Annotated in this window: 24 protein-coding genes and 1 pseudogene; 19 read left to right on the top strand and 6 right to left on the bottom strand. The window is 66.2% G+C overall.

What is annotated here, in order from left to right:
* Positions 1-43 precede the first annotated feature (43 nt).
* Positions 44-958 carry a LysR family transcriptional regulator gene (locus NFL01S_RS00390; RefSeq protein WP_174555619.1) on the bottom strand — a complete coding sequence of 305 codons (915 nt, stop codon included), beginning with the start codon at positions 956-958 and terminating at the stop codon, positions 44-46.
* 136 nt (positions 959-1,094) lie between these two features.
* Between NFL01S_RS00390 and NFL01S_RS00385 the strand changes: the two genes are divergently transcribed.
* Genes NFL01S_RS00385 through NFL01S_RS00375 form a run of 3 tightly spaced genes read left to right on the top strand, consistent with a single transcriptional unit; the run spans position 1,095 to position 3,583 of the window.
* Positions 1,095-2,477 (top strand): MFS transporter, encoded by a 1,383-nt coding sequence (locus tag NFL01S_RS00385; protein ID WP_062970276.1) that lies wholly within the window; start codon positions 1,095-1,097, stop codon positions 2,475-2,477.
* Positions 2,474-3,220, top strand: a complete 747-nt coding sequence (locus tag NFL01S_RS00380) for a 3-hydroxybutyrate dehydrogenase (RefSeq protein ID WP_062970274.1) — start codon at positions 2,474-2,476, stop codon at positions 3,218-3,220. Before NFL01S_RS00385 ends, NFL01S_RS00380 begins: the two co-directional genes overlap by 4 nt.
* Before the next feature lie 30 nt (positions 3,221-3,250).
* Complete coding sequence (locus NFL01S_RS00375) at positions 3,251-3,583, top strand: glyoxalase superfamily protein (protein ID WP_062970273.1); 333 nt, start codon at positions 3,251-3,253, stop codon at positions 3,581-3,583.
* Positions 3,584-3,604: 21 nt separating this feature from the next.
* On the opposite strand, the gene NFL01S_RS00370 is transcribed toward NFL01S_RS00375, so the two are convergent.
* Positions 3,605-4,744 carry an acyl-CoA dehydrogenase family protein gene (locus tag NFL01S_RS00370; RefSeq protein WP_062970271.1) on the bottom strand — a complete coding sequence of 380 codons (1,140 nt, stop codon included), beginning with the start codon at positions 4,742-4,744 and terminating at the stop codon, positions 3,605-3,607.
* 101 nt (positions 4,745-4,845) lie between these two features.
* Here NFL01S_RS00370 and NFL01S_RS00365 point away from each other — a divergent pair, with 101 nt between their 5' ends.
* A complete protein-coding gene (locus NFL01S_RS00365; protein WP_062970269.1) occupies positions 4,846-5,424 on the top strand; it encodes a TetR/AcrR family transcriptional regulator in 579 nt (192 codons plus the stop codon).
* A 15-nt stretch (positions 5,425-5,439) separates the two neighbouring features.
* On the opposite strand, the gene NFL01S_RS00360 is transcribed toward NFL01S_RS00365, so the two are convergent.
* Both NFL01S_RS00360 and NFL01S_RS00355 read right to left on the bottom strand, forming a co-directional pair.
* A complete protein-coding gene (locus tag NFL01S_RS00360) occupies positions 5,440-6,192 on the bottom strand; it encodes an isocitrate lyase/PEP mutase family protein (protein WP_062970266.1) in 753 nt (250 codons plus the stop codon).
* 46 nt (positions 6,193-6,238) lie between these two features.
* Positions 6,239-6,886: a TetR/AcrR family transcriptional regulator gene (locus NFL01S_RS00355; protein ID WP_062970265.1), complete on the bottom strand. Its 648-nt coding sequence runs from the start codon at positions 6,884-6,886 to the stop codon at positions 6,239-6,241.
* A 272-nt stretch (positions 6,887-7,158) separates the two neighbouring features.
* Here NFL01S_RS00355 and NFL01S_RS00350 point away from each other — a divergent pair, with 272 nt between their 5' ends.
* From NFL01S_RS00350 to NFL01S_RS00315, 8 genes are all read left to right on the top strand, one after another.
* Entirely contained in the window at positions 7,159-7,947 is a 789-nt protein-coding gene (locus NFL01S_RS00350) for an SDR family NAD(P)-dependent oxidoreductase (RefSeq protein WP_062970263.1), read from the top strand.
* Positions 7,944-8,552: a carboxymuconolactone decarboxylase family protein gene (locus tag NFL01S_RS00345; RefSeq protein WP_062970262.1), complete on the top strand. Its 609-nt coding sequence runs from the start codon at positions 7,944-7,946 to the stop codon at positions 8,550-8,552. Before NFL01S_RS00350 ends, NFL01S_RS00345 begins: the two co-directional genes overlap by 4 nt.
* 2 nt (positions 8,553-8,554) lie before the next feature.
* Positions 8,555-9,823 (top strand): aromatic ring-hydroxylating oxygenase subunit alpha, encoded by a 1,269-nt coding sequence (locus NFL01S_RS00340; protein WP_062970260.1) that lies wholly within the window; start codon positions 8,555-8,557, stop codon positions 9,821-9,823.
* 5 nt (positions 9,824-9,828) lie between these two features.
* A complete protein-coding gene (locus NFL01S_RS00335) occupies positions 9,829-10,164 on the top strand; it encodes a hypothetical protein (protein WP_062970384.1) in 336 nt (111 codons plus the stop codon).
* Between the two features lie 52 nt (positions 10,165-10,216).
* Positions 10,217-11,059: a TauD/TfdA dioxygenase family protein gene (locus NFL01S_RS00330; RefSeq protein WP_062970258.1), complete on the top strand. Its 843-nt coding sequence runs from the start codon at positions 10,217-10,219 to the stop codon at positions 11,057-11,059.
* A gap of 63 nt (positions 11,060-11,122) precedes the next feature.
* Positions 11,123-12,397 carry an aromatic ring-hydroxylating oxygenase subunit alpha gene (locus NFL01S_RS00325; protein WP_062970256.1) on the top strand — a complete coding sequence of 425 codons (1,275 nt, stop codon included), beginning with the start codon at positions 11,123-11,125 and terminating at the stop codon, positions 12,395-12,397.
* Positions 12,394-12,720, top strand: a complete 327-nt coding sequence (locus NFL01S_RS00320) for a hypothetical protein (protein WP_062970253.1) — start codon at positions 12,394-12,396, stop codon at positions 12,718-12,720. Before NFL01S_RS00325 ends, NFL01S_RS00320 begins: the two co-directional genes overlap by 4 nt.
* Positions 12,717-13,979: a metal-dependent hydrolase family protein gene (locus tag NFL01S_RS00315; protein WP_062970252.1), complete on the top strand. Its 1,263-nt coding sequence runs from the start codon at positions 12,717-12,719 to the stop codon at positions 13,977-13,979. The genes NFL01S_RS00320 and NFL01S_RS00315 overlap by 4 nt, the downstream gene beginning before the upstream one ends.
* Positions 13,980-14,043: 64 nt before the next feature.
* On the opposite strand, the gene NFL01S_RS35100 is transcribed toward NFL01S_RS00315, so the two are convergent.
* Positions 14,044-14,286, bottom strand: coding sequence for a hypothetical protein (locus NFL01S_RS35100; RefSeq protein WP_157116098.1), 243 nt, complete (start codon positions 14,284-14,286; stop codon positions 14,044-14,046).
* Positions 14,287-14,339: 53 nt separating this feature from the next.
* On the opposite strand from NFL01S_RS35100, the pseudogene NFL01S_RS00305 reads away from it, so the two are divergent.
* A pseudogene (locus tag NFL01S_RS00305) lies at positions 14,340-15,790 on the top strand (aldehyde dehydrogenase).
* Between the two features lie 25 nt (positions 15,791-15,815).
* On the opposite strand, the gene NFL01S_RS00300 reads toward NFL01S_RS00305, so the two are convergent.
* Positions 15,816-17,147 (bottom strand): cytochrome P450 family protein, encoded by a 1,332-nt coding sequence (locus NFL01S_RS00300; RefSeq protein ID WP_245670461.1) that lies wholly within the window; start codon positions 17,145-17,147, stop codon positions 15,816-15,818.
* Positions 17,148-17,820: 673 nt separating this feature from the next.
* Here NFL01S_RS00300 and NFL01S_RS00295 point away from each other — a divergent pair.
* The 6 genes from NFL01S_RS00295 (at position 17,821) to NFL01S_RS00270 (ending at position 26,071) form a co-directional block, all read left to right on the top strand.
* Positions 17,821-19,587, top strand: coding sequence for an acyl-CoA dehydrogenase family protein (locus NFL01S_RS00295; protein WP_062970247.1), 1,767 nt, complete (start codon positions 17,821-17,823; stop codon positions 19,585-19,587).
* Between the two features lie 437 nt (positions 19,588-20,024).
* Positions 20,025-21,125, top strand: a complete 1,101-nt coding sequence (locus tag NFL01S_RS00290) for a cytochrome P450 family protein (protein ID WP_307614442.1) — start codon at positions 20,025-20,027, stop codon at positions 21,123-21,125.
* A gap of 176 nt (positions 21,126-21,301) precedes the next feature.
* Positions 21,302-22,429, top strand: coding sequence for an XdhC family protein (locus tag NFL01S_RS00285; RefSeq protein WP_062970243.1), 1,128 nt, complete (start codon positions 21,302-21,304; stop codon positions 22,427-22,429).
* Positions 22,430-22,449: 20 nt separating this feature from the next.
* Positions 22,450-22,971 carry a 2Fe-2S iron-sulfur cluster-binding protein gene (locus tag NFL01S_RS00280; protein ID WP_062970241.1) on the top strand — a complete coding sequence of 174 codons (522 nt, stop codon included), beginning with the start codon at positions 22,450-22,452 and terminating at the stop codon, positions 22,969-22,971.
* The gene (locus tag NFL01S_RS00275) at positions 22,968-23,966 is read left to right on the top strand and encodes an FAD binding domain-containing protein (protein ID WP_062970382.1); all 999 of its coding nucleotides are present in this window, start codon (positions 22,968-22,970) and stop codon (positions 23,964-23,966) included. Before NFL01S_RS00280 ends, NFL01S_RS00275 begins: the two co-directional genes overlap by 4 nt.
* Positions 23,963-26,071, top strand: coding sequence for a xanthine dehydrogenase family protein molybdopterin-binding subunit (locus NFL01S_RS00270; protein ID WP_062970239.1), 2,109 nt, complete (start codon positions 23,963-23,965; stop codon positions 26,069-26,071). Before NFL01S_RS00275 ends, NFL01S_RS00270 begins: the two co-directional genes overlap by 4 nt.
* Positions 26,072-26,454 lie beyond the last annotated feature (383 nt).

Below are 26,454 nucleotides of genomic sequence, written 5' to 3'. Positions count from 1 at the left end.
CCGCCGCCAGGCGGAAATGGGTCGACTGATTCCGGCGGCGCACTCATCCCCGGCCCGCGAGGATATCGCGTTGATTCTCGATCACGGACCGGATCGCGGCCACCACCGCGGCGACCTCCGGGCGGCGCAGTGTCTCGGCCCGGGCGACCAGCCAGTAGCCGAGGGTAACCGCCACCGAATCCGGCAGGATGCGCACCAGATCGGGGTGGCGATCGGCCATGAAACAGGGCAGCAGGCCCAGACCGGCCGCGGCGCGGGTCGCCTCGACGTGCACGAAAACATTGGTGGAGGTGACGGATTCGCGCATGGCGGGAACGAAACCGGAGGCCAGGTCCAGATCGTCGACCTGGAGCATGGAGTCGATGAAGTACACCAGTGGGTGCCGGGCCAGATCGTCGATCGTCGCGGGCGCCGGGTGGTCGCGCAGGTATTCGCGGGAACCGTAGAGGCCGAGGCGGTAGTCGGCGAGGTGCGTGGCGGTGGCGCGGCGCACCTGCGGTTGGCCGACGACGATTTCGAGGTCGAGTCCGGAGCGCTGCCGGGACGCCCGCCGGGTGGTCGCGACGATTTCGACCGCGATACCCGGATGATGCCGCCGCACCCGGGCGGCGGCGGGTGCGGCGATATAGGCACTGAAACCGTCGGTCGCCGACATCCGGACCACCCCTTCGAGCACCCGGTTCCCGTCCGCGCCGGCGGCCAGTGATTTCACTGCCGATTCCACCACTTCGGCCGCGGTCAGTGCCTCGCGGCCGAGTTCGGTCAGTTCCCAGCCACCGGTGACGCGGGTGAGTACCCGGCCGCCCAAGGTCTGTTCCAGCGCCGCGATGCGCCGGGAAATGGTGGTGTGGTTGATACCCAGTTCGTCCGCCGCTGTCACGAAACGACCGGAACGGCCGACGGCGAGCAGCACGAGGAGATCGTCGGCGCTGGGACGACCGGGAACGGACGCACTCATATCTGCAATTCTGCACAACGGTGCTGCAGAAATGGTCATTGCGGCACCATTCCTCTGCACCAATACTCAGTGCAGCCGAATACTGTGGGCATCGTCACACTGCATTGGTGCGGCCCCGGCGCGAAGGAGAACTGCCATGCGGGAGCCCAGCCCCGGAACCGATGCGGTCGACGCGAAGGGCGCCGATCCGGGCGGCCTGCGGCGGGTGGTCGCCGCGTCGATGGCGGGCACGGTCGTGGAGTGGTACGAGTTCTTCCTCTACGGCACTGCCGCCACACTGGTGTTCAGCAAGGTGTTCTTCGCCGAGGGCACCAGCGACCTGGACGCCATCCTCGCCGCGTTCGTCACCTACGCGGTCGGATTCGTGGCGCGTCCACTGGGCGGCGTGGTCTTCGGGCACTACGGCGACAAGTACGGCCGCAAAAAGCTGCTCCAGTTCAGTCTCGTCCTGGTCGGCGCCGCAACCTTCCTGATGGGCTGCCTGCCGACTTTCGGCCAGATCGGGTACTGGGCGCCGGCTCTGCTGGTGACCCTGCGATTCATCCAGGGTTTCGCGGTGGGCGGCGAATGGGGCGGCGCCGTGCTGCTGGTCGCCGAGCACAGCCCCAGCCGCAGCCGCGGTTTCTGGGCGAGCTGGCCGCAAGCGGGTGTGCCGGCGGGCAACCTGCTGGCCACGGTGGTGCTGCTGATACTCACCACGACACTGTCCGACGAGGCATTCCTCGGCTGGGGCTGGCGGGTGGCGTTCTGGTTGTCGGCGGTAGTGGTGCTGATCGGCTACTACATTCGCACCAAGATCACCGACGCACCCATCTTCGTCGCGGCACAGCAGGAGGCCGAGGAGATCAAGGCCGGATCACTCAGTGTCGTCGAGGTCCTGCGCCGGTACCCGCGCGGCGTATTCACCGCCATGGGACTGCGTTTCGGCGAGAACATCATGTACTACCTGGTCGTCACCTTCACCATCACCTATCTGAAGGTGGAAGTGGGCACCGACACCTCGGTGATCCTGTGGTGGCTGCTCGCCGCGCACGCGGTACATTTCGTGGTGATTCCGCTGGTGGGCAACCTATCCGACCGTTTCGGCCGACGGCCGGTCTATCTTGTCGGCGCGGTGACCGCGGGTTCCTGGGGCTTCTTCGCCTTCCCGATGATGGACAGCGGTAACAACCTGGTCATCGTCTCCGCCATCATCATCGGCCTGGTTTTCCACGCGCTCATGTACGCCGGGCAGCCCGCGCTCATGGCCGAGATGTTCCCGACCCGGATGCGTTATTCCGGCGTGTCCCTGGGCTATCAGGTCACCTCGATCGTGGCGGGATCGCTGGCGCCGATCATCGCCGTCCGGCTGCTGGACACCTACGGCTCCGCGGTGCCGATCGCCTGGTACCTGGCGGGTGCGGCGGCGGTCAGCGCGATCGCCGCACTGGTCGCACGCGAAACGAAGGGGCTGACCTTGGAGAGCCTCGACCGCGCCGACGCCGAAAGCCTCGCCCCGGCCGCGGTCCCCGCGCGATGAGCGATCTGACGGGACGCAATGCCCTGGTCACCGGCGCCGCGAGCGGTATCGGGGCGGCCTGCGCCCGGGCGCTCGCGGCTCGGGGTGCGAGGGTCACGGTGGCCGATATCGACACCGCCGGGGCCGAGGCGGTGGCCGCGGAACTCGGCGGCACGGCGTGGACGGTCGACCTACTCGACGTCACAGCCCTCGAAGACCTGACCCTCGACACCGACATCCTGGTGAACAACGCCGGGGTGCAGCACATCAGCCCGATCCAGGATTTCGCACCCCAGCGTTTCCGGCATCTGCTCATGCTCATGGTCGAGGCACCGTTCCTGCTGGTACGCGCCGCCTTGCCACATATGTACGGGCAGGGCTGGGGTCGCATCGTCAACATCTCCTCGGTCCACGGCCTGCGCGCCTCGCCGTTCAAGGCCGCATACGTGACGGCCAAACACGGGCTCGAGGGCCTGTCGAAAGTGACTGCGCTCGAGGGCGGCCCGCACGGGGTGACGAGCAACTGCGTGAACCCCGGATACGTTCGGACACCGTTGGTTGACAAGCAGATCGCGGACCAGGCGGAAGCACACGGAATCCCCGAACAGGACGTGCTCGACAAGATCCTGCTCACCGAAAGCGCGATCAAACGCCTCGTGGAACCGGACGAGGTCGCCGCACTGGTGAGCTGGCTGGCGTCGCCCGAAGCGGGCATGGTCACCGGCGCGGCCTACACGATGGACGGCGGGTGGAGCGCGCGATGAGGGCGCGCTCCACTCTGCGACCATTACCACATGGACGAAGAAGTCATCCCGATTCTCCACGTCGAGGACGCCGCCGCGGCAGTCGAGTGGTACGAGCGACTGGGTTTCGCCGCCCAATGGGAGCACCGCTTCGCCCCGGAGCTTCCGGCTTTCGTCGAAATCGCACGAGGCGGCGTGCGGTTGTTCCTATCGGAGCACACGGGCGACGCCCGCCCCGATACGCTGATCTACCTCCGCGTTCGCGATGTCGACACCATTGCGTCGGAATTCGGTGTGCGGATCGAAGAGGCGCCGTGGGCACGGGAAATCGAACTGTGTGACCCGGACGGAAACCGGCTCCGGATCGGCACGACCACGGAGTGAGCCGGGCAGCGACGGGACCGGTCAGCCGGCGAGGTAGCGGCTGATGACCAGGCGCTGGATCTGGTTGGTGCCCTCGAAGATCTGAGTGATCTTGGCTTCCCGCATATAGCGTTCGACCCGGAAATCCCGGGTGTAGCCGTAGCCGCCGAGGACCTGCACGGCGTCGGTGGTGACCTTCATCGCGGCGTCGGTCGCGACCAGTTTGGCCACCGAGGCGTTGCGCGAGTACGGCAGTCCCGCGTCCCGGCGCCGGGCGGCGTCGATGTAGGTGGCGCGGGCCGAATCCACGGCGGCGGCCATATCGGCCAGCAGGAAACCGAGCCCTTGATGGTCGATGATCTTGCGTCCGAACGCCGTGCGCTCCTGCGCGTACGCCACGGCCTCGTCGAGCGCGGCCTGCGCGAGCCCGACGGCGACGGCGGCGATTCCGAGCCGGCCGGAATCCAGGGCGCTGAAGGCGATCTGCAGCCCCTGCCCTTCGGTGCCGACCCGGCGTTCGTCCGGGACGAAGGCGTCGTCGTAGTGGGCCGAGGTGGTGGGCACGGCGTGCAGACCCATCTTTTCCTCCGGTTTACCGAAACTCAGGCCCGGAGTGTCGCGCGGCACCAGGAAACACGAGATCCCCTTGGACCCCTCCCCCGTGCGCGCGAACAGGTTGTAGAAATCGGCGATACCGCCGTGAGTGATCCAGGCCTTCGAACCGTGGACCCGGTATCCACCGTCGACCGCGGTGGCCTTGCACGCGAGCGCCGCCGCATCCGACCCCGCCTGCGGCTCGGACAGGCTGTAGGCGCCGACCGTGGCGCCGCCCAACATCTCCGGTAGCCAGCGCTGCTTCTGTTCTTCGGTGCCGAATGCCATCAACGGATGGCAGGACAGGCTGTGCACACTCACTGCCACCGCGACCGCGGCCCAGCGTGCGGCGATCTCCTCGAGCACCTGGAGATACACCTCATAGGGCTGCCCACCGCCACCCCATTCCTCGGGGTACGGCAGGCTCAGCAGACCCGCTTCGCCGAGCGTGGCGAAGACGCCTTCGGGATAGGTCTCCGCTTTTTCGTGCTCGTCGACGAGGGGGGCGAGGACTTTGTCGGCCACATCGCGGGTCAGCCCGATGAGATCGCGTGCCTCGTCGGTGGGCAGGAGTCGGTCGACAGCCACAGAAATCTCCTCGCGGCGATACGCAGAACAGTACTCGGACGTCGGCCACAGTACTGCCCGTCGATCAGTACTGCAAGAAGTTCCCCAGTACTATCGCCGGTATGGAGCAGCGTGCGACCTTCGCGACCACCCGCCGTACCGAACTGTTCGACGCACTCGTCGCATTGTTCCTGGCCGAGGGCTTCGCCCACCTGACCCTCGACACCATCGCCGCCCGGCTCAAATGCTCGAAATCCACCCTCTATACCCTCGCCGGCAGCAAGGAACAGCTGGTCACCGCCGCGACCGTACATTTCTTCAAACGTGCCACCGCCACCGTGGAGACCGACGTCGCCGCGGCGAACGGAGCGCGCGAGCGCATCACCACCTACCTCACCGCGGTCGGTGAAGCGCTCGCCGTGGCCTCGGACCGGTTCATGACCGACCTCGACCACTTCACTCCGGCACGCGAGGTCTACGAACGAAACACTCGTATCGCCGCCCGCCGGGTCCAGGAACTCATCGACGAGGGCGTCGCCGACGGCGAGTTCCGCGGCGTCCACGCCGCCTTCGCCGCCGACCTGGCCGCAACGATGATGGTCCGCATCCAGCAGGGCGGCGTCCGCGCTCGCACCGGGTTGGACGACAGCGCCGCCTATCGCGAACTCGCGGCGGTCCTCACCCACGGCATCAGTGCGTAGCCCATCGCACCCGGGTCAGTTCCAGCGCTCCAGCAGCCCGTTTACGGTCTCGGTGAGCGCCCGCTGCAGAAGCGGGCCGAAACTGACCCGCGCGACCCCTGCTTCGGCGAGAACAGTCCGGTCGCCCTTGTCCGGAAAGGCTACGGCGTTCACCGGGAGCGGCAGTTCGGCACAGAGTCGTCGCAGCGTTTCGGGGTCGTGGAAGCCGACCGGGTACAGCACATCGGCACCTGCTTCGGCGGCCAGTCGCAATCGGTCCACGGCCCGGTCGAAGCGATCGGCCTCGTCGCCGAGCCCGCGCAGGAACAGATCGGTCCGCGCGTTCACCACCAGCGGCACACCGGCGCCGTCCGCAGCCTGCCGTAGTGCGCCGACGAAGTCCGCGTGTTCCCGGGCTTCGCGCAGCCGGCCACCTTCGCTGTGCACGGTGTCTTCGATATTGAGGCCCACCACGCCCGCCGCGATCAGCCCGTCGACCAGTTGCACCGGCTCCAGACCGTAGCCGGACTCGATATCCAATGACACCGGAATATCCACCGCCGCAGTGATTTCCCGGACGCGTCCCAGCGCTTCGGCGAACGACATCCCCTCGCCGTCGGACCGGCCCAGCGAATCGGCCAGCGGGTGGCTCCCCACCGTCACCCCCTGGAACCCGGCCTGCTGGACCAGCTGCGCCGACCAGGCGTCCCATACCGTCGGCAGGATCACGGGATCACCGGGGCGGTGGAGTGTACGGAATGCGGCAGCCTTCTCGGACAGAGACGTCATAACGGTGGGCCCATTTCTCGGGAGACGAAGATCCGGCACGCCCAGACTACTGCGCCGACGATCCGGCGCCACCGCGCGGCACGCCCCCGTGATCGCCGGTGTTCCGGGGTCCTTCCACCTGCTCGAGGAATTCCTCCACCACGGCGGTGATCTCGGAATGACCGGCGTCGATATCGAAGGCTTCCTCGATCCGCAGGAACCGGGAGACACTCGACATCAGCATGACCAGTGTCAGCGGGGTCCACGGGCCCGGGTCGCGGTCGCGCAGCGCTCCCGAGACAATCTCCAGTTGCAGCTCACGAAATCTTTTGGACGACTGAGCGATTTCGGAGCGAATGGACGGCCGGTGCGTGGCCAGCGAGACGAATTCCATGGTCAGCGCCGTACGGGATTGATGATGGATGGCATCCCAGAGCGCCCAGAGGGGTTGTTCGGATTCCGCTGCCTCCAACAGGCGCTGGTAACTACGTTCGGACCCGCGGCGGAAGAGCGCGACGAACAAGCTGTCCATATTTCCGAAGTAGTAGTAGACCAGCGCGGGATTCACCCCTGCGCGGGCACCGAGGCGCCGCGAGCTCACCGCCGCGTAACCGTCCTCGAGCATGATCTGCTGGGCCGCATCGAGTAAGGCCGAGCGCGACGAAAGGCTTCCGCTCCCCGCCTCCGCGTCGGCCGGCCTTCGGCTTTCCTCCATGGCACCTCCTTGGTCGACCGTTGCGGTCGCAGTCCCTACCGAACGACTCCGGCCGGCCGCACCGACTCCTCGATCTTAGAAACCACCCAGGCAGGGCGGCCGGACCGGCCTACGACGTGGATCTCCGGCGGCGTAACCGGGCCTGTTCAGGCCACTTTCGGACCTTGACAGCCGGAGAACCCCGTCCGTATAACATTAATCACCCGCTTAATTAAGCAGTCGATTAAGACCGGCGGATCGCCCGGCGACCGTTGTAGCGCGGAGGGAACACCATGGTTCGTGCCCACGTGGCGAAGGCCGCGAATGACCCCGGCAGAACGAACAGGGTCGCCGTGGTCACCGGCGGCGCTTCGGGGATGGGAGCCGCTATCTGCGCGCGGCTCGCCGCGACCGGCGATCACGTCGCCGTACTCGACCGCGACGGCGCGGGCGCACAGCGGGTCGCCGAGGATTTACGGTCCGGCGGCGGGACCGCGATGGGCTGTGAAGTGGATGTCACCGACCGTGCCGGCGTGGACGAAGCGCTGTGCAAGGTGCGCACGGAATGGGGCCCCGTGCAGGTACTGGTCACCAGCGCCGGTGTTTTCGCATTCGAACCGTTCACCGAGATCTCCCTCGAGTCCTGGCACCGGATCATCGATATCAACCTCACCGGCACATTCCACTGTGTGCAGGCGGTAATTCCCGACATGCTGGCAGCGGGGTGGGGCCGGATCGTCACGATCTCCTCGTCCAGCGCCCAGCGGGGGTCGCCGAAAATGGTCCATTACACCGCCTCCAAGGGCGCCGTGATCGCCATGACCAAGGCGCTGGCGCGCGAGTACGCCGCGTGCGGGATCACGGTGAACACCATCCCCCCGTCGGGGATCGACACACCGATGTCGCGTGATTCCCAGGCGGCAGGCCATCTTCCGGACAGCGCGACGATGGCCCGCGCCATCCCGGTCGGCTACCTCGGCGACGGCGCCGATATCGCAGCGACCTGCACTTTCCTCTGTTCCGAGGAGGCCCGGTTCATCACCGGCCAGGTGGTGGGCGTCAACGGCGGGTCTGTCATATGACCACCGTCGGCCCCCGCCTCCCCCCACTGGCCGCCGCGGACTGGACCGAACAGGGACGTGCGATGTTGCGGGGCCGGTTGAAACGCGCCGACCGGTACCTGTCCGGAGACTCGGACGCACCGCCGCTGCCGAACATCCTCGGGATCCTGGGACACCACCCGGAATTGGGCGGGGCGTGGCTGGCATACAACGGACTACTGCTGGAACGTGCCACGCTCGATCCCCGGCTACGCGAACTCGCGATCCTGCGGGTCGCCTGGCAGACCCGGTCGGCCTACGAATGGGACCAGCACTCCCGCATCGCACAGGGTCTGGGTATCACCGTCGGCACGATCGAAGATATCGCCTGCGGCGAGACAGCCCACTGGCCCGAGGTGGACCGGCTGGTGCTGGCCGCCACGGATGAACTGCTCGACCGGTACCGGGTCTGCGACAGCACCTGGACCGCCCTCACCGCACATCTGGACACCCGGCAGTTGCTCGAACTGCTCTTCGTCGCCGGCTCCTACCTGTGTCTGGCGCTGGTGACCAACAGTGTCGATCTGCCACCGGACCCGCCCACCGGATCCGCGACGACATCCCACGACTCCGCACGGGAGGAATGACCATGGCGCGCTGGCCGAAACCGCCGGAAGGCACCTGGACCCAGCACTATCCGGACCTCGGCACCGGCCCGGTTTCGTTCGAGGATTCGATCTCGCCGGAGTTCTACGAACTGGAGCGGGAAGCGATCTTCAAACGGGCCTGGCTCAATATCGGCCGGGTAGAGCAGGTGCCGCGGGTCGGCAGTTATTTCACCAAGGAAATCCATATCGCCCGTACCTCGGTGATCGTAGTGCGCGATCGCGATCGACAAGTGCGGGCCTTTTACAACATCTGCCGCCATCGCGGCAACAAACTGGTCTGGAACGAGGATCCCCGGGCGGAGACGTCGGGGACGTGCCGCCAGTTCACCTGCAAATACCACGGGTGGCGGTACGGCATCGACGGGGAACTGGCCTTCGTACAGCAGGAGGGCGAGTTCTTCGACCTGGACACATCGGCGCTCGGCCTGGTTCCGGTGCATTGCGAGGTGTGGGCCGGGTTCGTCTTCGTGAATCTGGCCCCCGAACCTCCGCAGACCTTGCGGGAATTCCTGGGTCCGATGGTGACCGCGCTGGAGGACTACCCGTTCGACCGGATGACCGAATGGTATGAATTCCGGGCCGAGAACCAGAGCAACTGGAAACTGTTTGCCGACGCGTTCCAGGAGTACTATCACGTCCCTGGCCTGCATTCGCAGCAGGTGCCCGGCCCGGTCCGCAATCCCGAGCCGAATTTCGAATGCGCGCATTTCCAGGTCGACGGACCGCATCGGGTGGTCAGCACCGGCGGTGCCCGCCGCTGGACACTGCCGTCGGAGTTCATGTATCCGATCGAACGGGCCACCCGCAGCGGACTCGTGGGCCCATGGGAGTCACCCGATATCGGCGAACTCCCGCCCGGCATCAATCCGGGCCGCGTCGAGCCGTGGGGTATCGACAACTTCCAGATCTTCCCGAATCTCGAAATCCTGTTCTACCGCGGCTGGTATCTCATCTACCGCTATTGGCCCACCTCGTACAACAGTCACCTGTTCGAGGGAGTCCTGTGCTATCGGCCCGCCCGGAGCGTGCGTGAACGAGTGGAGCACGAGGTGTCTTCAGTGGTATTCAAAGAATTCGCCCTCCAGGACGCCGGAATGCTCACCGGCACCCAGACCGCGCTCGAATCCGCCTACCGCACCGCGCGGATCACCGCCTATCCGGTGAACGACCAGGAGATCCTGGTCCGGCATTTCCACAAGGTGGTAGCGGACTGGGTCGGCGACTATCGCGGCGCACGGGTGGGGGTGTGATTCCGATGGCGCAGACCATGTTGCCGCCGGCGTTCGCCGAGTTCGAGCGGTTCGCACCGATCTGGTGTCTGGCCACCGAGACCGAGCGCTGGGAACGGCGGATGAACAGCTCGATGGACGAACTGAACGAGTTCTATACGGCGTTCTTCCCCCGGTTGGAGGAGGCGATCGCCTATTGCGACAAATTCCCCCTCGACGATCTGCCCGACGAGGTGCTGCATCTGCTGCAGCTCGTCTATTCGCTGGCGCTGGTGGCCATGGCGGTCGAGATCTTCCTGCGACCCCGGCCGGTCGACAGTGCCGACGCGGAGCTGGAACGGATCGCGGAGCCGTGGCCGTGAACCGGCATACGAATCGGTCACCGGGACCGACGCCCGACCGAGCGGAGCAATCATGACCACTGTCACCGTCGAAAAACTGAACCACGAGATCGGCGCCGAAATCGTCGGGCTCGACGCGGACCGGATGGTGTCGGACGCAACCGTTCCCGCGCTGGTGCTCGACGCGCTGGAGGCCAACGGCGTGCTGGTGTTCCGGGGCCTGCACCTGGAGCCGGAGGCGCAAGTGGCGTTCTGCCGCACGCTCGGTGAGATCGACACCTCGGCCGGGCACCACCCCGTCAGCGGGATCTACCGGGTGAGCCTGGATACCGGCAAGAACTCCTCCGCGAGCTATCTGCGCGGTACCTTCGACTGGCATATCGACGGCTGCACCCCCAAGGACGACGCCTACCCGCAGATGGCCACCGTCCTGTCGGCGAAAGCCGTGGCCGTCAGCGGCGGGGAAACCGAATTCGCCAGCACCTACCGGGCGTACGACCGGCTCTCCGACGAAGAGAAGACGCAGTTGCGAACGTTGCGGGTCCTGCATTCGCTGGAGGCGTCCCAGCGCCCCGTCACCGCCGACCCTACTCCCCGGCAGCTGGAGTATTGGCGGAGCTGGCCGACCCGGGACCACCCGCTGGTCTGGACCCATAAATCCGGGCGCCGTTCCCTCGTCCTCGGCACCTCCACCGATCACGTGATCGGAATGGATCGCGACCGGGGCCGTGCCCTGCTCGACGATCTGCTCGCACGCTGCACCGCACCCGAGCGGGTGTACCGCCACGAATGGTCGGTCGGCGACACCGTGATCTGGGACAACCGCGGTGTCATCCATCGCGCCGCCCCCTACCCCGAGAACTCCCCCCGGGAGATGCTGCGCACCACCGTTCTCGGCGACGAGCCGATCCGATAGCCACCCCGCCGGCGACCGGCCCGTAGTCGCCGCCCGACCCGAACCACCGCAAGGAGCACCGCCATGGCGCGCTGGCCCAAACCCGCCGAAGGCAGCTGGACACAGCACTATCCCGAACTCGGCACCGCGCCGATGTCCTACGAGGACTCGATTTCCCCGGAGATCTACGAACTCGAACGCGAGGCGATATTCAAAAAGGCCTGGCTCAATATCGGGCGGGTGGAGCAGCTTCCACGGGTCGGCAATTATTTCACCAAGGAGATCCACGCCGCCTGGACATCGGTGATCGTGGTGCGCGACAAGCAGAAGGAGGTGCGCGCATTCTTCAATATCTGCCGGCACCGCGGAAACAAACTGGTGTGGAACGAGCTCCCGCGTGAGGAGGTCTCGGGGACCTGCCGGCAGTTCACCTGTAAGTACCACGGCTGGCGTTACGGGTTGGACGGTGAACTGACCTTCGTCCAGCAGGAGGGCGAATTCTTCGACCTCGACAAAAAGGATTACGGTCTCGCCCCGGTGCACTGCGAAGTGTGGGCAGGGTTCATCTTCATCAATCTGGCGCCGGAACCCGAACAGTCGCTGCGCGAATTCCTGGGCCCGATGATCACCGATCTCGACGGCTACCCGTTCGATCAGCTCACCGAACGCTATTCCTACCGTTCCGAAGTGGGCGCGAACTGGAAACTCTATATGGACGCGTTCGCGGAGTTCTACCACGCCGCGGTTCTGCACGGAAATCAGTCGCCGGACAACTATTCCGCGGCCGCGCAGGCCGCCGGCTTCGAGGCACCGCACTATCAGCTACAGGGCCCCCACCGTATGGTCAGCACCTCGGGTGTGGTGACCTGGGAGCTCGACCCCTCCATGCGTAAACCCATGGAGGACATCACCCGCGGCGGGCTCTTCGGGCCCTGGGACGTTCCGGAACTGGGTGAACTCCCACCCGGGGTCAACCCGGCGAAATGCGATCCGTGGGGTCTGGATTCCTTCCAGTTGTTCCCCAATTTCGTGATCCTGATCTGGTCGAGCGGCTGGTATCTCACCTACCACTATTGGCCGACCTCCTACAACACCCATATCTTCGAGGGGAACCTGTATTTCGCGCCGGCGCGCACACCGCGCGACCGGGTCGCGCACGAAATGACAGCCGTGACGTTCAAGGAATACGGCCTGCAGGATGCCAGCACCCTCGAAGCGACCCAGATGATGCTGGAATCCCGTGCAGTGACACGTTTCCCCCTGAACGATCAGGAGATTCTGCTGCGCCACCTGCACAAGACCGCGGCCGACTGGGTCGACGACCACCGTAACCAGCAGACAGGAGCGGCCCAGCGATGAGCGCACTGCCCGCCGAATTCGCCGATCTCGAACCGTTTTCCGCATGGTGCCTGGCCACCGAGGGGGAACGCTATGCCAAACGCATGGCCTCCTCGATGGAGGATATGCAGCGCTTCTACGATGCGATCACCCCGCGTGCCGAGGCCGCGCTGACCTATCTCGATCAGGTCGGCCTCGACGATATGCCCGACGACGCGGTGAACCTGCTGCGCCTGCTGTATTCGATGATCATGGTGTCCTTCCCGGTAGAGGTGTGGAATCAGCCCTGGATACCGGATGCCGGTCAGTCGTCGATGGACTGCGTGATCGAACCGGCGCCATGAGCGGCGCGGCGACCGTGTTGCGGGCGGCACGCCGGCTCGATATCGACGCCGGGGTCGTCCGCTCCCCCGCGGTGATCGTGGTGCGGGACGGGTTGATCGAGGCAGTCGATCCGCCCGCGATCCCCGAGGGCGCCACCGAACTCGATCTCGGCGACGTCACTCTGTTACCGGGCCTGATGGATATGGAGATCAACCTGCTCATCGGCGGGCCCGACAACCCCACCGGGCTGCCGAACCCCATGCACGGGGTCCAGGACGATCCCGTATACCGGACGCTGCGCGGTACCGTCAACGCGCGAACCACCCTGATGGCGGGGTTCACCACAGTGCGCAACCTCGGGCTGATGGTGAAAACCGGCGGTTACCTGCTGGATGTGGACCTCGGCCGCGCGATCGAACAGGGCTGGTTCCCGGGGCCGCGGATCGTTTCCGCCGGTCATGCGATCACCCCGACCGGCGGGCATCTCGACCCCACCATGTTCCAGAAACTCGCCCCGCACATCATGCCGATGTCGGTGCAGGAGGGTATGGCCGACGGTGTGTCCGCGGTGCGGGCGGCGACCCGGTACCAGATCAAATACGGCGCCGAGGTCATCAAGATCTCGGCCTCGGGCGGGGTGATGTCGCACAGCACCGCCCCAGGCACCCAGCAGTACTCGGACGAAGAACTCGCCGCCATCGTCGACGAGGCCCATCGCGCCGGGATCAAGGTCGCCGCCCACGCCCACGGCGACGCCGGAATCCGCGCCTGTATCCGGGCGGGCGTGGACTGTATCGAACACGGATCACTGGCCTCCGACGACACCGTGCAGATGATGGTGGACCACGGTACGTTCCTGGTGCCGACCAGCTATCTGTCCGAAGGGCTCGATACGTCCAAAGCGCCACCCGCGCTTCAGCGCAAGGCCGCCCAGGTATTTCCGAAGGCCCGGCGCATGCTCGGCAAAGCCATCGAGGCCGGTGTGAAGATCGCCTGCGGCACCGACGCGCCCGCGGTACCGCACGGGCAGAACGCCAAGGAACTGTGGGCACTGGTCGACCGCGGAATGACCCCCGTACAGGCGATTCGCGCCGCCACCGTCACCAGCGCCGAACTGATCGACGCCGGCGACCGCGGCCGGCTCGCCCCGGGCCTGCTCGCCGATATCATCGCCGTCCCCGGCGACCCCACCCGCGATATCACCGCCCTGGAGCAGGTGCGGTTCGTCATGAAAGACGGCGGCGTCCACAAGAACGAACCGGTCACCGCACCGAACTGACCCGTAAACACAAAGGAGAAACGCCGTGCCCAGAGGAATCCTCTACGTCGAATCCCGCCCCAGCTCACCGGAAGAGCTCGACGAATACCACCGCTGGTACGCCGGAACCCATATCGGCGAAATGCTCGAGATCGACGGGATAGTCTCTGCTCGCCGACTGGAACCACTGGCCGGTGACGGAAGCTTCATCGCGCTCTACGAAATCGAAGCCGACGACCTCGAAGCCGTGCAGGCGAGTATGGGGGGCCCGGGCGCGCTCCGGGGAGATGTCGAAACCGGTAGCGGTCCAGTCCGACCCACCACCCACCGTCCGCCTGCTTCGCGAACTCAGCGTGCACACGGCCTGACAGGAACTCACGCATGCACCGGTACGACAATCTCTTCATCGGGGGCGAATGGGTGCCACCCGGATCAGATCTCGCGTTCGAGGTGATCTCCCCGCACACCGAAGACCCGATCGCCCGGATCGCCGCCCCCGCGCCCGCCGACGTCGATCGCGCCGTCGCGGCAGCCCGGCGAGCCTTCGACACCGGGCCCTGGCCGCGCCTCGACCCCGCCGAGCGCATCCGGATCGTCCGCGGCCTCGCCGGCCGCTACGAGCAACGCGTCGAGGAGATCGCCCAGCTCGTCACCGCGGAAATGGGTGCGCCGATCACCTTCTCCCGTTCGGCACATGCCCGGCTACCCGGTGTGATGATTCGCGCGCTGGCCGATCTCGCCGCGGGCTTCCCGTGGCAGGAGTCGCGGCCCGGCTACTACGGCAGCGATATCCTGGTCCGGCACGAACCGGTCGGTGTCGTCGGAGCCGTTGCCCCGTGGAATATGCCGATGCTGATGGTCGTCGCCAAACTGGTTCCCGCGCTGCTCGCGGGTTGCACCGTGGTGCTCAAACCCTCACCGGAGACACCGCTGGACGCCTACCTGATGGCGGAACTCGTCGCGGACAGCGAGATATTCCGCCCGGAGTTGTGTCGATCCTCCCGGGCGACCGCGATACCGGCCGATATCTGGTGGGGCACCCCGATGTCGACAAGGTGTCCTTCACCGGCTCCACCGCAGCGGGTCGCGAAGTCGCCGCGGCATGCGGGTCCGCACTGAAACGGGTGAGCCTGGAACTCGGCGGCAAGTCGGCCGCCGTGGTCCTCGACGACGCCGACCCAGCGGAAGTCGCCGCCGGAATCCAGGTCGCCGCGTTGATGAACGGCGGCCAGGCCTGTGTCGCCCAGACCCGGATCCTGGTGCCACACCACCGCCGCACCGAGTACATCGACGCCCTGGCCGCCATGGTGGACGGTCTCACGGTCGGCGATCCGGCCGACGATTCCACTCGCATCGGCCCCGTGGTCACCGCCCGCCAGCGACAGCGCATCCGCGACTACATCCAGCTGGGCAGCGCCGAAGGCGCCCGCCTGATCACCGGCGGACATCGGCCCCCCACCGGCCTCGACCGCGGCTGGTACGTCCAACCGACCCTGTTCACCGATGTGGAATCCACCATGCGGATCGCGCGGGAAGAGATCTTCGGTCCGGTACTCACCGTGCTCACCTATCGCGACCTCGACCACGCCGTACAGCTCGCCGACGACACCGAATACGGACTCTCGGGGTCGGTGTGGACAGCGGAGACAGACCGCGGCCTGGCCGTCGCCCAGCGGATCCGCAGCGGGACCTTCGGAATCAACCAGGCCTACAGCATGGACCCGCACGCACCGTTCGGTGGGGTCAAGGCCAGCGGGATCGGGCGGGAGTTCGGGCGTGAGGGGTTGGCGGGGTTTCTCGACACGAAATCGATTTCCGTCGCGCGCCACTGACGCGGAGCCGGGATCTGCCGGATGCCTATTTCAGGAAGACCGGCAAGCGGTCGTGGCCGTTGGCGATGAATCCCGGCACTGTGCCGAGTTCTTCGGGGGATACGGCAAGTCTCATGTGCGGGAAGCGCTGGAAGAGAGTGGGAAGCGCCAGCAGCGCCTCCAACCGTGCCAGGGGCGCGCCAGGGCACCGGTGTGCTCCGTACCCGAAGGCCATGTGACCCTTGTTCGTCCGTGTAGGGTCGAAACGAACGGCGCTCTCACCATAGATTTCAGGGTCCCGGTTGGCGTCGGCGGGGCAGGATAGTATCGGGTCGCCTTCGGCGATCGTCACATCACCGATGGAGAAATCCCGCACCGCGTAGCGCAATGGTGCGTGTGCGATAGACGGCTCGAACCGCAGCACTTCCTCTATCACGTCCGTCCAGCTCAACCTGCCGTCGAGCGCTGCGGCCAGGTAGTCGGGGTTGGACAACAGCAGGTAGATCGACTGGTCGATCAGATCCACAGTGGTCTCGTGTCCGGCATTGACCGTCAGATACAGCGTGCCGACGAGCTCGTGGGCGCTGAAATCTTTTGCGGGATCGTCGACATGGAAGATGAGCGTACTGGTCATGTCTTCGCCGGGACTCTCCCGACGATACGCGACAAGGGTCTGCAGGAGCCCGATCATCTCCTCGTAGTTGGCTACGGCTTCCGCTTCGCTCAATCCGATATCGAAGATGCCGTCGACACATTTCCGCAGCGGCCCGACCAGGTGTTCAGGGACTCCCAGCAGCTCGTTGATCACGCGAAGCGGCAGCGGATAGGCGAAATGCTCGCGGATGTTCACGGGTTCGCTCGCCGGGGCGGCATCCAGGCCCCTGACCAGGTCATTCGCGATCCCTCTGATTCGGGGCTCCAGGGCCGACGTTCGCCGGTTTGTGAAGGCAGGCGCTACGAAGTTGCGTAGCCGGCGGTGCTCGGATCCGTACGCGGTGAACATCGAGCGGGTATTCACCCAGTTGAGAAGCGGGAAGTCCTGGCCGATCTCCCCGTTCCGGAACGCCGGCCAGTGCTGGTGCGGGTCCTTGGAAACTTCGGAACCGGACAGAATCCGCTCGAGCTCGGCCGCGCCGGTCACCGACCATGCCCGGACTCCGCCAGGAAGCACAACTTCGGTGACCGGCCCCCGTTCCCGGATGCGGCGGATCTCACCCTGAATATCCGAGCCTTCCGGGTCGATGACGACGGGGTCTTCGTGGGTGTACATGCGGAACTCCGATCTGACCGTGAACCGGTGGGCGGAGGCCGGGCTATGCCCTATCCCCCTCGAGCCGCTAACAACGGTAACGGGCGAAACGCATTTGGTCTCTACCAATTCCAGATGAAGTTTCGGAGTACATCGACACCACGGTGAGCAGCAGAACGTACCGACCGGGCAGATAACCGCAGCAGGCAGGCCGGGTACAACTCGAGCAAACCGCCGCCCCTGGAGAAGACCTCGAACCGCCCCGGCGAACGCAGACCATCAAGACACAAGGTCAACGGCCTAGACCAATTGCTGTCATCATTCACGATGAGCGCGAAGACGTTTTGTGGCACAATACTTTTCGTGTTCCTGGGCGTCAACGGCAACTTTGCGGCAACAGCGATCCCGCAGATCGCGGTGCCCGCAGAGCCCACTCGCGGGTGCGCACGCCGTACAGCCCGGCCATCGCGTGCACATCGGCCGACGCGTCCGATCAGACGGCCACCGGAAATCCCCGGGTCATATCCGGGATCCCCCGAGCAACGCCGGGCGGCCCGATCATTCTGCGCCGCACCGCGAAGCCGCCCTGGCCACACTTCGGAACAAGCCCTCCCGCAAAGGTGAGTGCCGCATTGAGCTATTGACAGGTGGTCCTACAGCACCCCGGCTCGGCTTCGGCGGACATCCGCGTACCTGCGCGGTCGGCCGCCGGTGCAGTGCTCGGAAGCCGGCAGGGGACACCGCAGTATGCCCAGCGGTGAACTAGCGTCCGCTGGGATCGGAATATGAGTAGGAGTCGGTTATGGTTACCCAAGGGGATCTGGAACATACGTCGCTCGCCGAGGTTCTTCGGCACGGCGACCTGGAGTTCCATCAGCAGCTACAGAAGATCCTGAGCAACCCGGACTTCCGCGTAACGGAGAAACAGAGCCAGGAACAACGGCGTCTCAACGCCTACGACCAGCTGAAGTACCTGGTCGACGAGATCGGCACCCGTGCTGTCGCGACCGATCTTCCCAAACTCTTCGCGGTGTTCGACTGGTGTGCGGTATTGGCGACGGATCTGATCCCACTGATCTCCGGCCACTACAACCTGGCCTCGGGCAGTCTGGCCACGCTGACCGATTCCGATTCCGCGGCGCCATACCTAATGGACCTGGACGACGCCACCGCCGTCGGAGTCATGTTGCTGACCGAATACGAATGCGGTTCCAACATCGGGTTCATGCGGACCACCGCAACCTGGGACGGCGACGGGTTCGTGCTCAACACGCCGGATCCGCGCGCGCGGAAGTTCATGCCGTCGGTCGGCATCCCCGTAGGCCGGGTCTGCGTTATCGGTGCGCGGTTCATCGATGCGGCCGGTGTGGATCAGGGTGTGCACCTGTTCACGGCACGGCTGCGCGGCGCCGACGGCGAACCTGCACCCGGTGTAACCATCACCCAGCTCGACCATCAGCCGCTGGTGATCATGGACAACTCGGTCATCAGCTTCGACAACCTTCGGATCGAACGCCATGCGTGGCTGGCGAACAACCTGGCCACCATCGATGACAACGGTGTCCTGACCTGGCAGGATGCCGACAGCCCGAAGCGGGCATTCGCCTCGGCGATCAGTCAGCTGACCGTCGGACGCTTGGCGCTTTCGTCCTGTCTGAATGCCTCGGCGCGCTCTGCTCTCTACATCGCGCTGCGCTACGCCGGCCAGCGGGTGGTGCCGATGACCGCTACCGACAAACCGGTCATGCTCGATATCCCGCACGTCCGCGACACCCTGCTCACCGACCTGGCCGGCACCGTAGCACGGACCATTTTCGGCGACGCGACCAAGACATTCCTCGCCGGGGCCGACCTCACCGCTCGCGATGCTGTGGTGAAAGTGATGCTGGCCAAGCACTTCATCCAGAAGCATGCATTGGACACAGTCACCGATTGCCGCCTCAAAATGGCTGCACAAGGCATGTTCAGCGCGAACCGGGTCGCCAACTACCTCGGCGTCTGTCATGCCGCCATCACCGGCGAAGGCGATATCTACGTCCTCGGATCGGTCGCCGGTCGCGTACTGGCCAAACAACTCGCCGCGACGGCGCCACCCGAAATCACCCTGCACGACCCCAGCGATCCCGCCGACCGTGCTCGGTTGCTCTGTGCGCGTACGCTGACGGTCGCACGGGAAGCCCAACCGCACCTGGCTACGCCCGGTCTCGAAGATCGACTTGCGGTGGTTCCGCACGCCCTCGACCTCGCGGAGGCCTATTGCTCCGAGCAGGCGTTGCAAGCGCTCGAGGCATATGCCGCTTTGCCGGAGATCGCGGCCGTACGTGATGTTTTCGTACTGGACCGGATCAACCAGGATTCCACCTGGTACCTCACCCACGGTCTCCTCGATATCGCTGCCGTGGCAACCCTGCAACAAGAACTGCACCGGGCCATCGAGAACCTAGCCGGTCATCTACCTGCGGTGCTGGACGCCTTCGGATTCGACGACGAGATTCTCGGTGCGCCGGTCCTGTCTGCGGATCTGCCCGCGGCATGGGAAGCTCGTTGCCAGGACCCTGCCCGCCGATGACCCGACAGGGGTGGGTCCGGTTTGGCACACCGGACCCACCCCGGCGCCCAGGCAACTACGTCCCCGGGTGATGTTACCGCCGACCCCGGCTCGGTCAGAGCCACGTGACTGCAGTTTCGGCTGGCATCCTGCCGCAGCGTGGTCGGCCGGGCCCGCGGCATGAACGATCTGCGATGCGTGGTCGAATCGCTTGCACGGCGACAGAAATCTATTGTGAGGGAACGACATAGGCGCCCGGAGGTCTACACCTTGGGTACTATGCTGCCGCAAACGATATCAAGGAGATTTACGTGTATCCGCAGCACGCGCACCAGGGCGCACCCGTCGACTCGCCTGCGTCGATCGACGACGGTCCTCGGATCCCTATCTACAGTGCAGAATTTGCGGCCGATCCCCACCGGGCATACCGCCAGATGCGGCGAGACTACGGACCGCTGGTGCCGGTCGAGATGTGGCCGGGCGTGCCGGCGACAATGGTGATCAAGTATCGCACCGCCGTGCGCATTCTCAACGATCCGGACCGGTTCCCGGCCGATCCGAGCATCTGGCAGAAGACAGCGCCCGTCGATAGCCCGATCATGCCGATGATCGAATACCGGCCGAACGCGATCCGCACCAGCGGCGCCGAACACGCCCGCTACCGCAGCGCGATGAACGATGCCCTGGCCGGGATCGACCTGAACACGCTGCGGCCGATGGTGGAGCGATCCGCTATGACGGTCATCAACACGTTCTGCGAAAGAGGGCAGGCCGATGTGTTGAATGAATATGTCGCCCCGATGGTCTTCTCTGTGTTCTGCCAGGTGCTCGGCTGTCCGCAGGATATCGGTGAGCGGGTCGCGGCGGCCAGTGCGGCGATGTTCGACAGCGTGGACACCGACGCGGTCAATGCCAGTATGGGCGAAGCGTTGCTCGAACTCACCCATCTCAAGCGCTCTCATCCGGGTGATGACATCACCACGAGGATGGTCCAGCACGAATCAGGACTGTCCGATGAAGAGATGGTGCACCAATTGGTGCTGCTGTTCGCGGCCGGTGTCGAACCGCCTCTGAACCTGATCGCCAACACTCTGGTTCTGATGTTGACCGATCCCCGCTACACCAGCAGTGAGAACAAGTTCCACCTGTCCACCAAGACGGCGCTGGATGAACGGCTGGCCACCGATCCACCGATGGCGAACTATTGCATCACCTACCCTCGCCAGCCGATCCTGATCGAGGACGTATGGCTGCAGGCGAATCAGCCGGTGATCATCAGTATGGCGGCGTGCAATACGGACCCGGAGATGAACACGGGCGAATTCCTGGACAATGGGTGGAACCTCGCCTGGAGCACCGGGCCGCACGCGTGCCCTGCGCACGCCCGGCCGTTCTCCTACCTGCTCGCCCAGGAAATCATCGACCAGCTCCTGGATGCATTGCCGGAGATCACACTGGCAGTCCCGGTGGACCAGCTCGTCTGGCGCCCCGGCCCGTTCCACCGAGCGTTGACGAACCTGCCGATGGTCTTCCCGCCTTCCCCGCAGTGGAGGCTCTGAACTTTCCACTGCCTGACCCGCCGATCAGCTGCCGCGATCGTAATGCATCGCCGGAGGACTGAAAGTGGCCTCGGTGGGTAGGCGAGACGGATGAGCAACAAGCAGACTCCGGCACCACAGAGATACCCGCCGGTCCGCACACATTCGCGGCTCACTCGGCCGATGCCCACAAGCCGATGAATACGGCTTGGGAAGCAGCCTTGAAGTGGACCCGTGCAGGTTCGCGGTCCGCCTTGGCGCGAGTGGTGGACAGTTGGTCCGGAGGTCCGCGCCCGCCCGGGGCCACGCTGGCAGTTTCGGGTTCTGGTCGGATCGTGGGCAGTATTTCCGGTGGGTGTGTCGACGGCGATATCTGCGCACGGGCGCAGGAGGTCATGCGCAGCGGTGTTCCGGAGCAGCTGCGGTACGACGGCGGGGCCGGGGACTTCTCGGCCCCGGGTCTGCCGTGTGGTGGCAGGCTCGACGTGTTCGTCGAACCTGTGAACGAATCGCTGCGCGCAGTGCTCGCGCCATTGTTAGCAGCGATTCGGGACGGTCAGCCGGTCGCGCTGGCGACGATCGTCGCCGGAGCCAACGCTTCGGCCCCACGTCATACACTCATCCCGGCTCGTCCCGGTGACGGCCGCTCTGCGACGGATGCCTCGCTGGATCGGGTGCGGGCACTCGCCGATACGACTACCACCCGGATACTCGACTTACCGGGTACCGATACCGCATGCGACATGCGTGTATTCGTCCAGTCCTTTCCCGCCCCACCGCGCATGCTCATTTTCGGTGCCGACGATTTCGCAGCCGCGCTCACCCGCATGGGCCGATTCCTCGGCTACCGGGTCACCCTCTGCGATGCCCGGCCGGCCTTCACCACCGCCTCGCGGTTTCCGGCGGCACACGAGGTCGTGGTGCGCTGGCCACACGAGTATCTCGCGGAGACGCCCGTGACCGAATCGACCGTGATCTGCGTGCTCACCCATGACGCGAAGTTCGATGTGCCGCTCCTCGCGGCGGCGTTGCGCAGCGAGGCCGGGTATATCGGTGCGATGGGAAGCCGGCGCACCCACGCCGATCGTGTGCGCCGGCTGCGTGACGCCGGGGTCACCGAAGTCGAACTGGGGCGTCTCGCCGCGCCGACCGGCCTGGATCTGGGGGCCGACAGCCCGGAGGAGACGGCGGTGTCCATTGCCGCGGAGATCGTCGCGCAGCGGCGCAACGGCAGCGGTGCGCGGCTGCGTGATCTCGGCAGTCCCATCCATCACGCCGGTGACACGACCGCGATTCGTTGCGAAGGTCTCCGGTTTGGGGCGTGAGCCGGGGGTATCCGGCGGCCATGACAGCTGCCGAAAATCACAGCGATATCGCGCTGGACGTGGACGGGCAGCGGCGGACGCTGCGCGTGGACAACCGCACCACCCTGCTGGACGCGCTGCGTGAGCAGCTCGGTGTCACGGCTCCCAAGAAAGGCTGCGATCACGGACAGTGCGGATCGTGCACGGTACTGCTCGACGGCCGGCGTGCCACCACCTGCCTCACCTTCGCCGCGGCCAACGACGGGGCCGAGGTGGTCACCGCGGCCGGGTTGCCCGACGGCGAGACCCTGCACCCCGTCCAGCAGGCGTTTCTGGAGCACGACGGCTTCCAATGCGGTTACTGCACACCCGGGCAGGTGTGCTCGGCGGTGGGGATGCTGGCGGAAGCGAAGGCCGGGAATCCCAGTTACGTCACCCCTGATCTCACGGCCGCCGCGGAACTCGACAGTGCCGAGATCCGGGAACGGATGAGCGGCAACCTGTGCCGTTGCGCGGCCTACCCGAATATCGTGGCGGCGATCCGGCAGGCGGCGGCCCGGTGATCCCGTTCGAGTACCGGCGCGCGGCGAGCACCCGGGAGGCGGTGGCGGCGGTGGCCGAACGACCGGCGGCGGCGTTCCTCGGTGGCGGCACCAACCTCGTCGACCATATGAAACTGGGCATAGCCGCGCCGGAACTGCTGGTCGATGTCAGCCGGCTGCCGCTGGACGAGATCGAGGAGACCGCGGACGGCGGGCTGCGGGTGGGCGCGGCCGTCCGCAACAGCGATCTGGCGGCGCATCCGGTGGTCCGGGCCCGTTACCCGGCGCTGGCCCGCGCGCTGCTGTCCGGGGCGTCGGGACAGCTGCGCAATCTGGCCACCACCGGTGGCAACCTGCTGCAACGCACCCGATGCGTGTACTTCCAGGATGTGTCGACGCCGTGTAACAAGCGCGAGCCCGGCAGCGGTTGCGCGGCACTCGGCGGGTACGTCCGCTATCACGCGATCCTGGGGGCATCCGAGCACTGTGTGGCAGTGCATCCGTCGGATATGGCGGTCGCGCTCGCGGCACTGGATGCCGCGGTGGTCACGGAGAACACCGGCGGCGAACAGCGGGTCCCGATCACCGAGTTCCACCGGCTGCCCGGGGACCATCCCGAACGTGACACCGTTCTGGACCACGGCCAGTTGATCACCGCGATCGAGATCCCCGCACCACCGGACGGGGTGGTTGCGGACTATCGCAAGGTGCGTGACCGTGCCTCCTACGCGTTCGCACTGGTCTCGGTGACGGCCGAACTCGCCCTCGAACCCGGCGGCAGCACGATCCGGTCCGCGCGGCTGGCGCTCGGCGGAGTCGCGCACCGACCGTGGCGTGCGCGGCGGGCCGAAGCAGAACTGACCGCGGCCCCGGCGACCCGGCAGACCTTCGAACGAGCCGCCGATGCCGAACTCGCCGACGCGCAGCCGCTGGACGGTAACGAGTTCAAGGTCGGACTCGCCCACCGCACCCTGGTATCGACCCTGCAGACCCTCACCGAACAGGCACAGCGATGACACTGATACCGGCCGAATCGATGGGTACGCCGCTGACCAGGCTGGATGGGCACGCCAAGGTCACCGGTACGGCGTCGTATGCCGTCGAACATCCCGTGGACAATCCTCTGTATCTCCATCCGGTCCAGGCCACCGTCGCCCGGGGCCGGGTGGATTCCATGGACACCGGCGATACACTGCGTCTCCCGGGAGTGGTTGCGGCACTTACCGTGTTCGACGCTCCCGCTCTCGCCGATGCCTCCGACGGTGAACTGAGCATCCTCCAGGACGACCGTGTGCACTTCCGCGGGCAACTGATCGGCGCGGTACTCGCCGAGAGCGCCGAAATCGCACGTCACGGTGCCGATCTGGTGCGGGTCGAGTACGAGTCCGAGCCACATCACACCGAACTGCGCGCCGACGACCCCGGCCGCTACGCGCCCGAGCAGGTGAATCCGACTTTCCCGACCGATACCGAGGACGGTGACGTCGAAGCGGGATTCGCGGCGGCCGAGGTGCGTATCGACCGGACCTACACCACGCCCACCGAGCACAACAACCCGATGGAACCGCACGCCTGTATTGCGCTGTGGGACGAATCGACCGGCCGGCCGGAGGTCACGCTCTACGACTCCACGCAGGGTGTGCACACCGTCCGGTCGACGCTGGCACCGCTGTTCGGGCTCGAACCTTCCCAGCTGCGGGTGCTGGCGCCCCACGTCGGCGGCGGGTTCGGTTCCAAGGGGGCGCCCCATGCCCACAATGTGCTCGCGCTGCTGGCTGCCCGGCGTTGCGCGGGACGGCCGGTGAAATTTGCGCTCACCCGGCAGCAGATGTTCGCACTGGTCGGCTACCGCACACCGACCGTGCAGCGGATGCGCCTGGGCGCGGATCGCGAGGGCAGGCTCACCGCGCTGTCGCACGAGGTGGTCGAGACGACCTCCCGGATCAAGGAATTCGCCGAGCAGACCGCGGTCGCCTCCCGGACGATGTACGCCACCCCGAACCGGCGGACCTCCCATCGCCTGGTCGCGCTGGATGTGCCGGTGCCGTTCTGGATGCGCGCGCCGGGGGAATGTCCCGGTATGTATGCGGCGGAATCGGCGATGGACGAACTCGCCGTGGCCTGCGGTATCGACCCGATCGAGCTGCGCATCCGCAATGAGCCGGAAACCGATCCGGAGACGGGCCTGCCGTGGTCGGGACGGCATCTCGTCGAATGCCTGCGCACCGGCGCCGAACATCTCGGCTGGGCCGGACGCGATCCCGCTCCGCGCGCACGAATCGATGGTGATTGGCTGGTCGGGACGGGGGTCGCGGCGGCCACCTACCCCGCCATGGCGATGCCCGGTAACACCGCCCGGATCGAATTCGGTGCCGACGAGCACTACACCGTCGATATCGGTGCCGCCGATATCGGCACGGGTACCTGGACGGCGCTGACCCAGATCGCCGCCGACGCACTGGGCTGCGCCCCGGACGCGGTGCGGCTGCGGATAGGCGATACCTACCTGCCCGAGGCCAGCGTTGCCGGCGGATCCACCGGAATCGGCTCGTGGGGATCGGCTGTGGTCGCCGCCGCCCAGGCCTTCCGGCGCGAGCACGGCGAAACCCCCACCACGGGCTCGCGCACCAGCGCCCGGGCGGCCGGGAATCCGGACGCCGAAAAGTTCGCTCTGCACTCGTTCGGCGCCCAGTTCGTCGAAGCCCGGGTCCACCGCGACACCGGCGAGATCCGTATCCCACGCATGCTGGGCGTCTTCTCCATCGGTCGGGCGATCAACCCGCGCACCCTGCGTTCGCAGCTGATCGGCGGCATGACAATGGGTGTTTCCGGGGCCCTGCACGAGGACAGCGTGCGCGACCACCGGTTCGGCCATATCGTCACCCACGACCTGGCGTCCTACCACATCAGCGCGCACGCCGATGTCCAGGACATCGACGCGATCTGGCTGGACGAAGTGGACGAGCACACCAACCCGATGGGGTCGCGCGGCGCGGGCGAGATCGGGATCGTCGGCGCGGCCGCCGCGGTCGCCAACGCGATTCATCATGCCACCGGGGTCCGTGTGCGTGCGCTCCCGATCACCGCCGACACCCTCCGGGCCGACCCCGCAAGGCCCTGAGCCTCCGCGAGAGCCCGGCCCGGCTACCTGTCCCACGCAACACCTTCTTTTGTTATCTCTGAGCACGCTCCCATGTCGCGGGAGCGTGGAATCCCTCATCCGCCAGCCGGACCTTCGTGTAGTGCGGAGGCGGGCCCTAACCCGGCGGCTGGGACGGCGGGTCGGCAAACGGTCTCGTCGCCGTAGACCCGAGCCGGCTATCCCCGCGATCCGTTGGTCCGCCGAGATCCGATACGAGGGCATCGCGTTCCGATCGCGGGGCAAGCCCACGCCCCATGCCGAATCCGCTTGCGGAGTGCCGCCGGCGCCTCGACCGATCCCGACCGGCCACGGTCGCGGTGCGGGTAACCGTCTCCTTCTGTACCACCGCGTACGCTCTCGAC

It is taken from the genome of Nocardia flavorosea NBRC 108225 (assembly GCF_001613385.1).
In the GTDB taxonomy this organism is placed as follows: domain Bacteria; phylum Actinomycetota; class Actinomycetes; order Mycobacteriales; family Mycobacteriaceae; genus Nocardia; species Nocardia flavorosea.
The sequence above is the reverse complement of the archived record's forward strand: the minus strand, read 5'-3'. Positions and strand labels throughout refer to the sequence as shown.